The 12,295-nt window shown below is 60.8% G+C and carries 10 protein-coding genes; 5 read left to right on the forward strand and 5 right to left on the reverse strand.

From position 1 onward, the window contains the following. Nucleotides 1-51 precede the first annotated feature (51 nt). The 5 genes from ACQ7C1_RS13030 (at nucleotide 52) to ACQ7C1_RS13050 (ending at nucleotide 8,058) form a co-directional block, all read left to right on the forward strand. Nucleotides 52-981: an ABC transporter permease gene (locus ACQ7C1_RS13030; protein ID WP_430958554.1), complete on the forward strand. Its 930-nt coding sequence runs from the start codon at nucleotides 52-54 to the stop codon at nucleotides 979-981. Continuing rightward, nucleotides 978-2,105: an ABC transporter permease gene (locus tag ACQ7C1_RS13035; RefSeq protein WP_430958555.1), complete on the forward strand. Its 1,128-nt coding sequence runs from the start codon at nucleotides 978-980 to the stop codon at nucleotides 2,103-2,105. The genes ACQ7C1_RS13030 and ACQ7C1_RS13035 overlap by 4 nt, the downstream gene beginning before the upstream one ends. A 59-nt stretch (nucleotides 2,106-2,164) precedes the next feature. After that, nucleotides 2,165-3,136: an ABC transporter substrate-binding protein gene (locus tag ACQ7C1_RS13040; RefSeq protein ID WP_221113550.1), complete on the forward strand. Its 972-nt coding sequence runs from the start codon at nucleotides 2,165-2,167 to the stop codon at nucleotides 3,134-3,136. A 398-nt stretch (nucleotides 3,137-3,534) separates the two neighbouring features. Beyond that, on the forward strand, nucleotides 3,535-4,725 hold the full coding sequence (locus ACQ7C1_RS13045) for an efflux RND transporter periplasmic adaptor subunit (protein ID WP_430958556.1): 1,191 nt from the start codon (nucleotides 3,535-3,537) through the stop codon (nucleotides 4,723-4,725). Between the two features lie 12 nt (nucleotides 4,726-4,737). Next, complete coding sequence (locus ACQ7C1_RS13050; protein ID WP_430958557.1) at nucleotides 4,738-8,058, forward strand: efflux RND transporter permease subunit; 3,321 nt, start codon at nucleotides 4,738-4,740, stop codon at nucleotides 8,056-8,058. 299 nt (nucleotides 8,059-8,357) lie between these two features. On the opposite strand, the gene ureG is transcribed toward ACQ7C1_RS13050, so the two are convergent. The 5 genes from ureG to ACQ7C1_RS13075 form a co-directional block, all read right to left on the reverse strand. Beyond that, complete coding sequence (ureG, locus tag ACQ7C1_RS13055) at nucleotides 8,358-8,969, reverse strand: urease accessory protein UreG (protein WP_097600658.1); 612 nt, start codon at nucleotides 8,967-8,969, stop codon at nucleotides 8,358-8,360. Nucleotides 8,970-9,056: 87 nt separating this feature from the next. Continuing rightward, nucleotides 9,057-9,728 (reverse strand): urease accessory protein UreF, encoded by a 672-nt coding sequence (locus ACQ7C1_RS13060; RefSeq protein ID WP_430958558.1) that lies wholly within the window; start codon nucleotides 9,726-9,728, stop codon nucleotides 9,057-9,059. Between the two features lie 6 nt (nucleotides 9,729-9,734). Continuing rightward, nucleotides 9,735-10,337 carry an urease accessory protein UreE gene (gene ureE, locus ACQ7C1_RS13065; protein ID WP_430958559.1) on the reverse strand — a complete coding sequence of 201 codons (603 nt, stop codon included), beginning with the start codon at nucleotides 10,335-10,337 and terminating at the stop codon, nucleotides 9,735-9,737. A gap of 88 nt (nucleotides 10,338-10,425) precedes the next feature. Continuing rightward, nucleotides 10,426-11,289: a GGDEF domain-containing protein gene (locus ACQ7C1_RS13070; RefSeq protein ID WP_430958560.1), complete on the reverse strand. Its 864-nt coding sequence runs from the start codon at nucleotides 11,287-11,289 to the stop codon at nucleotides 10,426-10,428. 327 nt (nucleotides 11,290-11,616) lie between these two features. Beyond that, nucleotides 11,617-12,276, reverse strand: a complete 660-nt coding sequence (locus tag ACQ7C1_RS13075; RefSeq protein WP_430958561.1) for a TIGR02117 family protein — start codon at nucleotides 12,274-12,276, stop codon at nucleotides 11,617-11,619. Nucleotides 12,277-12,295: the final 19 nt, after the last annotated feature.

Here is a 12,295-nt window from a genome sequence, read left to right on the forward strand (position 1 = left end):
GGCAGAGGGGGGTGGCTGCGCATTCGACACCAACATATCGGGGCAGTCGCTGTGAAACCCGACACCTTCAAAAACAAGATCGTCCCCGTCACCACCATCCTACTCGCCCTCGTCGCCATCTGGTATGTCGCCGCCATTCTCATGAACGCGCCGTTCCAGCGTGACATGGACAGCCGCGCCGGCCTCACGCCGACCACGATGGAATTCATCGGCAAGACGCTGGCGCAGCCGAAGCCGATCCTGCCGGCACCGCATCAGGTGGCTGAGAATGTCTATGAGAACACTTTCCTGCGCAGCCTTTCGAGCAGCCGCAGCCTCGTCTATCACAGCTGGGTAACGCTCTCCTCCACCCTGCTCGGCTTCGGTTTCGGCATGCTGCTCGGCATTCTTCTCGCCGTGCTGATCGTGCATAACCGCGCCATGGACCGCTCGCTGATGCCTTGGCTCGTAGCCAGCCAGACAATCCCGATCCTCGCTATCGCGCCGATGATCGTCATCATCTCCTACAACGTGCTGACCGGCGACAATGCGCTGGCGCATCTGCTGAATCTCGATTCCGACGCCTCCCGTCTCGTCTCCAAGGCGCTGATCTCCACCTACCTCTCCTTCTTTCCGGTCGCCGTCGGCATGGTGAAGGGGCTGCGGTCACCCGAACTCCTCTATCTCGACCTCATGCGCACCTATAACGCCAGTCCGATCCAGACCTTTTGGAAACTGCGCGTCCCTGCCTCGATCCCCTTTCTCTTCACTTCTATGAAGGTCGCGATCGCCGCAAGCCTCGTCGGCGCCATCGTCGGCGAATTGCCGACGGGCGCCGTTGCCGGCATTGGTTCGAAGCTGCTCGCCGGCTCCTATTACAGCCAGACCATCGATATCTGGGCAGCGCTGGTCGCCGGCTCGCTGCTTGCAGGCGTCCTCGTCGCGATTGTCGGCCTTGCGGCGAAGATCGTCGACCGCGCCATGGGCGGGAGGCCGGCATGAGACGTCTGAGCTTCTCCTGGCAAGGCGCGGCCGCTCTTCTTTTCTGCATCGGGGCGCTGGCTGCCTTACCGCTTCTGGCCGAGGGCGCGGCCCGTCCTTTAACCGATGGCACCGCAAGCCTGATCTTCATCGTCATCGCCGCGGCCGCTCTCCTGTCCTTTGCACCGCAGCCGCCGGCCTATCGCGCCACCGTGCTGTTCATCGGCGCCCATGGCGCCGCCTGGCTGCTGCTTGCAGCGATTTCCGGCAACGAGGGCACGGCAACGCGGGCTTACTTCCTGCTGCTCTTCGCCGCGTGGCTGCTCGCCTGGCGATGCGTCACGGAGCTTTCGAAAGTGCCGCCTGCCGCCGCCTTCGGTGCATCGGTGCTCGAACTTCTGATTCCGGCGATTTTCGGCGCCTGGATTCTCATCCTCTGGGAGGCGATCACGCGCGGTGCCGGCGTCCCCTTCATCCTGTTGCCGCCGCCGAGCGCCATCGGCGCCCGCATCATGGCCTCTCTGCCCATCCTCGGCGACGACGTCAGGCAGACGATCTTCAAGGCGGTGCTGATCGGTTATATCGTCGGCTGCCTCAGCGGCTTCGTCGTCGCGGTGCTGGCCGACCGCATCGCCTTCCTGCGCCGCGGCCTGCTGCCGATCGGCAACATGGTGTCGGCTCTGCCGATCATCGGCATCGCTCCGGTCATGGTCATGTGGTTCGGCTTCGACTGGCCGTCGAAGGCCGCCGTCGTCATCATCATGGCCTTCTTCCCAATGCTGGTGAACACCGTGGCAGGCCTTTCCGCCTCCGGCAGCATGGAGCGCGACCTGATGCGCACCTACGCATCGAGCGACTGGCAGACGTTGCTCAAGCTCAAGCTTCCGGCGGCGATGCCCTTCATTTTCAACGCACTGAAGATCAACTCGACGCTGGCTCTGATTGGTGCCATCGTTGCGGAATTCTTCGGGACGCCGATCGTCGGCATGGGCTTCCGCATCTCGACCGAGATCGGCCGCATGAATGTCGACATGGTCTGGGCGGAAATCGCCGTCGCGGCGCTGGCCGGCTCGATCTTCTATGGCATCATCGCCCTGACCGAACGGGCGGTGACGTTCTGGCATCCGTCTATCCGTGGTGGCTAGGCGCGCGCGGGCCTCGCAAATTGGGTCCGGGCATAACTTCAGAGGGTAAGGACAAGAAAATGAAAAAATTGATGATTGCAATGATGGCGAGCGCCATGTCGCTTGCAGCGGCCCATGCTATGGCCGCCGACAAGGTGGTTCTGCAGCTGAAATGGGTCACACAGAGCCAGTTCGCCGGTTATTACGTCGCCCAGGAGAAAGGTTTCTACAAGGAAGAGGGCCTCGACGTCGACATCAAGCCGGGTGGTCCCGATATCGCGCCTGAGCAGGTGATCGCCGGTGGCGGCGCCGATGTCATCGTCGACTGGATGGGCGGCGCGTTGGTTGCCCGCGAAAAGGGCGTTCCGCTGGTCAACATCGCCCAGCCATATCAGAAGTCCGGCTTGGAAATGATCTGCCGTAAGGACGGCCCGGTCAAGACCGAGGCCGACTTCAAGGGCCATACGCTCGGCGTTTGGTTCTTCGGCAACGAATACCCCTTCTTCGCTTGGATGAACAAGTTGGGTCTTTCCACCGAAGGCGGCCCGAACGGCGTCACCGTGCTGAAGCAGAGCTTCGACGTGCAACCGCTCGTCCAGAAGCAGGCCGACTGCATCTCGGTCATGACCTATAACGAATACTGGCAGGCAATCGACGCCGGCTTCAAGCCGGAGGAACTGACGGTCTTCAACTATACGCAAATGGGCAATGACCTTCTCGAGGACGGCCTCTACGCCATGGAAGACAAGCTGAAGGACCCGGCGTTCAAGGAGAAGATGGTCAAGTTCGTCCGCGCCTCGATGAAGGGCTGGAAATATGCGACCGAGAACCCCGATGAAGCCGCCGAGATCGTCGTGGACAACGGCGGCCAGGACGAGAACCACCAGAAGCGTATGATGGGCGAAGTTGCCAAACTGGTCGGCGACGGCTCCGGCAAGCTGGACGAAGCGCTCTATGCCCGCACGGCGAAGGCTCTGCTCGACCAGAAGATCATCAACAAGGAGCCCTCGGGGGCCTGGACACACGAGATCACAGACGCCGCATCCAAGTAAATACGGCAGGAAGTAAAGCGAAACGCGCGGAGAAAATTTCCGCGCGTTTCTCATTTTTGGGATAACACGAAAAAAAGCGTCGCTGATGTCGCATTTTTCCGGCGTCAAACGTCATTAGGAGAAAAGCGGGATCAATGATCGTCATGTTCGCATAAGTCTGCGATGATTGATTCAGGTTATGATGGTATTTATTATCGGCTCATGGGGAATTGTTTTCTGCCGGGCTTGCATATCGAGCAAATCGATACCAACTAGAAGCCGATTTGCCGGCGAGGGATGAAGACGGCAAATGACGTGTGGATACCCCTGAGAATGCAGGAAAGGCAGTGGCCTGGTCGCGAGCTCAATGGCAGACGCGCGAATTCGGCTAACCTTATGATGAGATTGGACGAAAACGCATGGTACGCAAGCCGACTGGAATTTTAGGCACATCCACCCTTTTTGCAGCGGCGCTGGCTGCATCCGCCGCCTTTTCGCAGGAAGCGCCGGTCGCAAAGCCGCAGCAGAACCTGCCGGCGATCGTCGTCACCACCGCCGTCAATCGCACTCTTGTCGACCGTGTCATCGGCACCGGAACGGTCAAGCCGGTCGAGGAAGTCTATATCCAGCCGCAGGTCGAAGGCCTTTCGATTCGCACGCTGAAAGCCGATGTCGGCGACAAGGTCCAGGCTGAAAGCACGCTGGCAACGCTCAATGACGATGCCCTGGTCCTGGAGAAAAGCCAGATGATGGCGACGAAGGCCAAGGGCGAGGCAAGCCTTGCCCAACTGCGCGCCCAGCTCATCGAAGCGCAGGCCAATGCCGAACAGGCAAGGCAGCAGCAGGCCCGCGCCCAGGAAATGGGCAAGAAGGGCACGGTTTCTACAGCCCAGGTCGAGCAGGCCGATGCGACCGCCGCTGCCGCCAACGCCCGAGTCGTCTCCGCCGAGCAGGCGATTGAGGTCGCCGAAGCCGATCTGAAGGTCTTCGACAGCCAGATCGCAGACGCCGATCTGAAGCTCGCCCGCACCGATGTGAAGACGCCGGTTGCCGGTGTGGTTTCGGCTAAGAACGCCAAGGTCGGCGCGATCGCCGCCGGCAACGGCGATCCGCTATTCACCATCATCCGCAACGGCGATATCGAGCTCGTCGCCGAAGTCGCCGAAAGCGATATTGTCAGGATTGTGGCCGGCCAGAAGGCAACCATTTCCCTTTCCGGCAGCCGCGAAAAGCTTTCCGGTGCCGTGCGCCTGGTTTCACCCACCGTCGATTCCGTGACCCGCCTCGGCCTCGTCCATATCTCCATCGACGATGACAGCAAGGCGCGTTCCGGCATGTATGGCAGCGCCGAGATCATCGTCCGTGAAACCGAGGGTGTATCGCTTCCCCTGACTGCGGTGCTCACCGGCAACGACGGATCCTCCGCCCGCAAGGTCGAAGACGGAGTGGTGAAATTCGCTAAGATCGAGACCGGCATCCAGGACGGCGCCTATGTCGAGATCGTCAATGGATTGAAGAGCGGCGACGAGGTCGTCGCCAAGGCGGGCGCCTATGTTCGCGACGGCGACCACATCACGCCGGTGCGTGAACAGCCCTCCGCTTCCAACTAAAGAGACCATCCGATGAATTTTTCAGCCTGGTCCATTCGAAATCCCATCGCGCCGCTGCTGGCCTTCTGCCTGCTGATATTCATCGGCATTCAGTCCTTCAACACGCTGCCGATCACGCGCTTTCCGAACATCGACGTGCCGCTGGTCTCGATCAGCGTGACGCAAAGCGGCGCGTCGCCGGCCGAACTCGAAATGCAGGTGACGAAGGAGATCGAAGACGCGATCGCCTCGATCACCGGCATCGACGAAATCCAGTCGACGGTGACCGACGGCAGTTCACAGACCAACGTCATGTTCCGGATGGAAGTGCCGACCGAACAGGCCGTGCAGGACGTCAAGGACGCGATTGACCGCATCCGCAGCGATCTGCCGGCGACGGCCGAAGCACCAATCGTTACCAAGGTTGATGTCGAGGGCCAGGCGATCCAGACCTTCGCCGTGTCCTCACCCGACATGTCGCTCGAAGAACTGTCCTGGTTCGTCGACGATACAATCAAGCGAGCGCTGCAGGGCCAGGCCGGCATCGGCCGCGTCGATCGTTACGGCGGCGCGGAGCGCGAAGTGCGCATCGAACTCACGCCCGGAAAACTGGATGCTTACGGCATCACCGCCGCAAGCGTGAACGATCAACTGCGCGGCACCAATGTCGATCTCGGCTCCGGTCGCGGCCAGGTGGCGGGCAGCGAACAGGCAATCCGCGTTCTTGGCGACGCCCGCAACGTCGCCGAACTGGCAGACACGACGATTGCATTGCCGAGCGGCCGTTTCGTCAAGCTGTCCGATCTCGGCGTCATCAAGGACACCTATGAGGAGCCGAAATCCTTTTCGCGCTTCAACGATACGCCCGTCGTTACCTTCGGCGTCTTCCGCTCGAAGGGCGCCAGTGAGGTCAGCGTCGCCGAGACGGTGGCGCAGAGCCTCGACAAGGTGCGAAGCGAAAATCCGAACGTGAAGATCGAGATGATCGACGATTCGGTCTATTTCACCTACGGCAACTATGAAGCCGCCATCCACACGCTGCTCGAAGGCGCCTTGCTCGCCGTCATCGTGGTTCTGCTGTTCCTCCGAAACTGGCGGGCGACGCTGATTTCGGCCATCGCCCTACCCCTCTCCGCGATCCCGACCTTCTGGGTTATGGACATGATGGGCTTCTCGCTGAACCTCGTCAGCTTCCTGGCGCTGACGCTCGCGACAGGTATCCTGGTCGACGACGCGATCGTGGAAATCGAGAACATTGCCCGCCATATCAAGATGGGCAAGACGCCCTATCGGGCGGCGATCGAGGCGGCGGATGAAATCGGTCTCGCCGTCATCGCCACCACCTTCACCATCATCGCCGTCTTCGTGCCAGTTTCCTTCATGCCGGGCATTCCGGGCCAGTACTTCATCCAGTTCGGCCTGACCGTCGCATTCTCCGTCTTTTTCTCGCTGCTGGTGGCACGCCTCATCACCCCGATGATGGCCGCCTATCTCATGCGCGCCGAAGACGGTGTCGACGACCATCACGACAATGACGGTCTGCTGATGAAGGGTTATACGCGCCTGATCCGCGCCACGACCGGGCACAAATATTCGCGATATCTAACGCTGCTTGCGGCGATCGGTTTCCTCGTCGGTTCGGTTATGCTGCTGATGAAGGTTCCAGGCAGCTTCCTGCCGCCCGAAGATGCCTCGCGCATCGTTCTCTCTGTTGAACTGCCGCCCAATGCGCGGCTCGACGACACCGAGAAGACGACGAAGGCGATCTATGACAGGGTCAAGGACCTCAACGGCGTCGAAAGCGTATTCGTCCTCGGCGGGGCATCGCCAAAGGGCGATCTCGAACTCCGCCGTGCAACCATTACGCTGGCGCTCCACAAGCTCGACCAGTCGCTGGTCAAGAAGGTGGTCAACGACGTGCTCGGCCATATCCCGGTCATCGGTCCGATGCTGCCGAAGGTGGAAGTCCACGGCCGCGAGCGCCCGCAATGGGATATTGAAAAGGAAGTCTTCGCCAAGCTGCGCGATATTCCCGATGTCCATATCCTGAAGCTTAACGACCGCGGCGAACGCGACCTCTCCTTCAACTTCCTCTCCAAAAACGAGAAGGACCTGAACGAAGCCGTCGGCATTCTGGAATCCAAGTTGCGTGCCGACCCGCTGCTCGCCAATGTCAGCGCCGACGGCGCCCTGCCGCGTCCGGAACTGCAGGTCTATCCGCGCAAGGACGAGGCGGCGCGTCTCGGCATCACGCCGCAGCAGATCTCCGAGACGATCCGCGTCGCCACCATCGGCGATGTCGATGCGGCCCTCGCCAAGATCTCGCTCGACGATCGCCAGATCCCGATCCGAGTCCAGGCGGCCCTTGACATGCGCCGCGACCTTGCCGCCATCCGGGCGCTGAAGATCCAGACCGCCAGCGGCGGCACCGTTCCGCTCTCGAGCGTCGCGAATATCGACTATTCGGAAGGCGTAAGCTCGATCAAGCGCAACAACCGTAACCGGGTCGTCTCTATCGGTTCCGACCTGCCGCAGGGCGTAGCGCTCGACACCGCCTCGGCCCGTTTCCGCGAGATCGTCAAGGAGGCCAACATTCCGGCCACGGTGCACCTCGCGGAAAGCGGCGACACCAAGGTGCAGACCGAGATGCAGCAGAGCTTCGTCAACGCCATGTTGATGGGCCTCCTGTTGGTGCTGACCGTGCTGATCCTGCTCTTCAAGGACGTGATCCAGCCCTTCACCATCCTGTTCTCGCTGCCGCTCGCGATCGGCGGCGTCGCGGCGGGCCTGATCATCACCAGCAATCCGCTGTCAATGCCTGTCATGATCGGCATTCTGATGCTGATGGGCATCGTCACCAAGAATGCCATTCTGCTCGTCGATTTTGCAATCGAGATGCGCCATCAGGGCATGTCCCGTGTTGAAGCCATGGTCGAGGCCGGCCGCAAACGCGCCCGGCCGATCATCATGACTTCGATTGCCATGTCGGCAGGCATGCTGCCGTCGGCGCTCGGCGTCGGCGAAGGCGGCTCGTTCCGCGCGCCGATGGCAATCGCCGTGATCGGCGGTATCATCGTCTCGACGGTGCTGTCGCTCGTCGTCGTTCCCTCCTTCTTCCTGATCATGGACGATCTGTCCCGCCTGCTCGGCTGGATGTTTGGACGCCTGGTCGGCAGGAAGGACGAGGAAGACCTGCCGCTCTCGCGCGAGGATCTTACCCGCGTGACCCGCGAGAACCGCAGCGATATTGATGCGCTGGACGAGCGCCTGACCGCGATCGAAAAGCCGGAAAGCAAGCGCAAGGGCGCCAACGACACCAATGTGCTCCGCCTGCCGCCGTTTGCGGCGGAGTGAGCAAAGCCTCAGGAAACGAGACGGGCCGGGAGCGACCTCCCGCTCGTCGGGCTGCTGACAAACCGCATGCAAAACCCCCGACGTCATCCTCGGCCTTCTGCCGAGGATCTATGCCGGCCCAATTAAATACCTGGAAATAAAGGTTTACCCATCAAATAATCGCGGTGGTTAGATGCTCGGCACGAGCCCGAGCATGGCGGAAGAGACGTTGTCAACAAACTACGGACCGGAGCGATCTCCCGGCCCGTTTTTGTTTCGCCACCCTCGCCGCCATCCGCCAGATGCGGCGGGCTTGTCCCTCAGAGCCCGCCCTGCTCTCTCAAGAAACTAACGATCGAGCTGACGCCATCGCCACGCTTCATATCGGAGAAGACGAAGGGGCGTGAGGCGCGCATGCGCGTCGCATCCCGCTCCATCACCTCAAGGTCGGCGCCGACATGGGGTGCCAGATCCTTCTTGTTGATGACGAGCAGGTCGGAGCGGGTGATGCCGGGCCCGCCCTTGCGCGGGATTTCCTCGCCCTGGCAGACCGAGATCACATAGATGGTGATATCGGCGAGGTCGGGCGAAAAGGTCGCCGCCAGATTGTCGCCGCCGGACTCGATGAAGACGACATCGAGATTGGGGATCCGCTCGTTAAGGCTCGCGATCGCCTGAAGATTGATCGTCGCGTCCTCGCGAATGGCGGTGTGGGGGCAGCCGCCCGTCTCGACGCCGACGATGCGGTCCGAAGGCAGTGCTTGCATGCGCACCAGCGCCTCGGCATCCTCGGTCGTATAGATGTCGTTGGTGACGACGGCGACGGAATAGTCGTCCCGCATCGCCTTGCAGAGCTTTTCCGTCAGCGCCGTCTTGCCCGACCCGACCGGCCCGCCGATGCCGACGCGCAGAGGTCCGTTTCTTGATTTCATATGGCGTACTCCAATAGGATTCCGATGATAGCGACGCCGCCGGCACGCGCCACCGTCAAATGACGCAGTTACGGGATAATGTGGTAGTTACGAGCGGAAAAGCCTGGTCGTCTGGGTTTCGTGGCGCAAGCTGGCGATATCGGCCTGCACCGTCGCCGAACCGAGATCATTGAGGGTTGAGGCTGCCGCCCGTCGCGCGATCCCCGCAATCTGCTCTTCAAGCCCGGCAAGCACGGCAACACCATCCTTCTGCCCGGCGACGCCGAGACGGATACCTGTTGAAACCGTCTGTGAGGCATAGGCATGCAGGAACACCGCGAGCACCTTCTCAGGCCTTATAGCATGGGCGCCCGCAACCGCTCCGACCGCAATGGGATAGGCGGTTTTGCCAGGCAGTCTTTCGAAAACCTCGTCCGGCCATGCTCGCGCCGCCAAGAGGAAGGCCTCGCCGAGCAGCATCGTTTCCTTATGGCGCTCACGCGATCCGGCAAGCGCTTCGGCAAGCGCAGCGATTTCGGCAAGGCCCGGAGCCTCGGCCTGGCGCCTGTGGCTCTCCGCCAGAAGCACCGCATCGTTCCAGATCGAGCCATGGCCGATCAGCGTGCCGATCCAGTCCGCAAGCGAGGCCGAGTCGGTCACGAGCCCATCGGCTACCGCCCGCTCCAACCCGCCTGAATAGGCGAAACTGCCGATCGGAAAGGCCGGTGAAAGCCATGCCGTCAGGCGCAACAGTGCCTGCAATTCACGATCTTCGCTCATCGAGCCTCAATCGTGTTTGTGGCCTTGATGCCCGTGCCCATGACCATGGTGGTGATCATGGTCACAGGTATGATCATGTTTGTGGTCATGGCCATGCGCGTGATCATGGTCATGACCAGCGTTGTGATTGTGCCCGTGGTCATGATGCGCATGCCCCTGGTCATGCGAATGTCCGCCATGTGAATGATAGGCCCCGCGCGCAGGCTGGAAGGGCTCTTCGATATCGAGCACGGTGGCGCCGAGCCCCTGCAGCATGGTTCGGATGACATGATCGCGCAGGATGACGATGCGGTCTTCCTCGATCTGGGCGGCGAGATGACGGTTGCCGAGATGCCAGGCAAGCTCGACCAGATGCCTGCGGTCGCGTCCGCGAATCTCGAAGAGCTTCTCGTCGGCGGCAAGGATCTCGATCAGTTCGCCGTCTTCGCGCACAAGCAGGTCGCCATTGGCGAAGAGCACCGGATCCTTGAGGTCGAGCATGACCATCTCGCCATTCTCCAGATGCAGGAGCTTGCGGCGCAAATGCCGCAGATCATGCGGCAGCTTGACCTGGGCGGTCGGATGGGAGGAAGGGGTTCCGGCGGGAAGATAGGAGGTGACGCGCTGCATGATATGTCCGTTTTGATGAGACGACGACCATGCAAAATAGCCCTTGCCGATGCAAGCACCAATGATCTTTCATTTGGGAGGCCGGCTTTTATATTCCGTAGGCCTGCATCATGTTGTCGCTCCCCAGCCCCCTGCCCTCGGTATTGGCACTAGTTTCGGCGAGCCCGTGCCAGGCATGATGCAGTCCCTCCCGCTCGTGCACGACGCGATTGCGTCCTAGCGCCTTGGCGAGATAAAGCGCCCGGTCTGCCGAAGCATAGACCTGCTGCTTGTTGCGCCCGACGATGAGATCGGCAACGCCGCCGGAAATGGTGAGGGCGATCTCATACCCCTCCGCCACGATCGACTTGCCGGCGATATCAGCCCGCACGGCCTCGATCCGCTCCAGCCGCGCCTCCAATGGTTCGCCGGAGACGATGACGCCGAACTCCTCACCGCCGAGGCGCGCGACGACGGAGAATTCGTCGAAGGCGGAAAGCAGCACCGCCGAGACCGCCGCGATAACCGCATCACCGCAGGCATGGCCGAAGCGATCGTTGATCGCCTTGAAGCGGTCGACGTCGAAAATGACGAGCGAGGCATCGCCTTCGGTCCCGTCCAGCGCTTCGGTGAAGGCGCGCCGGTTGAGAAGACCGGAGAGCGTATCGGTGCGGCTGAGCTTTTCGAACTCCGCCCGCGACAGCGTCAGCTCATGCATTGTGAACCCCGCCGCCAGCGCCAGCATGCCGGAAACGGTGCCGCCGACGAGCCAGGAAAAGATGGCGCCGAAGCCGATCGCATGCGAAAGCGTCACCGGCAGCAACCCGAGAAAAGCGAGCGGCGGTATCGTCAGAGCGATAATGGCGCCGGACACAATGACGGCAAGAAAGCTCATCTTCAACGCAAAGACATAGACATCCCTGCGATATTGAAAATTGCCGAAATCGGCCTGCAGCGACATCCAGTTTCTCATGAGAATCGACCTTCCTGCCCGGCGTTCCAGGCATTGATAGAAGCCCAATTGCTGCGGGTGTCTTAATCGACTCGTTAAAATCCGATCGTTTTTGGCCGATTCAAGGGGAAGATTTTTTCTAACAGAGGGTGCAAGCTTCGAGTCCCTGAATATGACAGCGCTACATTGTGATTAAATAGCTGATATAGAATTGCTTTTTTGAACTGCCCCTTTGAGGCTGTTCCAGAATGGCTTACCTGGGGAACACAGGTTTCTCCACTAATTTTTACAACCGATTGGAGAGTTCCGTTCGCAATTTCTTTAAGAGCTGATTGGCCAGCGGCTGCTTCAATTGTAGACAGAGATAGACAATCGCAATGATTGTGGAAGTGGGTTCCAGAAGCCGGTCCGAAGCCCCGCCGACCGGAGTGCCGCGGCAGTCCAGGTATTGCAGCCGAAGAGAGCGTTGAAGTATCCCTTAGCCTCGAAGAACCGATCGATCTCCCCGTATCCCGCATTCGGGATCGCCGGGATCTCGCCCGCCTTGCGGACGAAGCTGTTCAGGATGAAGTTGCGCAGCCGCGCCAATTCATCATCACTAATATCGAAGGCCGTAACATCAGGCTGCGGCTCGGCAATATGGCCAGCGAGATCCACATGCAGCACCGAACGGTCGATAGTCAGCGCCCGTAGCACGGGCAGCGGCTTCAGCTCAGCCCAGGTCGGTGTTTCGAGATAGAAGGCGCGGCCGCCCCAGCCGATCACGAGCCATTCCGCATTCGGATGACCGAGCGGAAAATCCGGCTCGTCGAGGAAGGAAAATGCCGCCCGTGTCTCCTCATCGAGCGGAATGGCAATATCGGTATGAATCGATCCCGATAGGAGGAGAATGCGGTGGATTGCCTCCGCCGACGAAGCCTTGACCGGGGCAATCAGCGGCAGCGGAATGAAGGTTCCGCCCGCTGCCAGAGCTGCGAGCAGGAGCACGATCCGCAACAGCCAGCGCATCCGCCTCAGCACGGAATGA

The organism is Rhizobium sp. Nf11,1 (genome assembly GCF_050587665.1).
GTDB lineage: Bacteria > Pseudomonadota > Alphaproteobacteria > Rhizobiales > Rhizobiaceae > Rhizobium.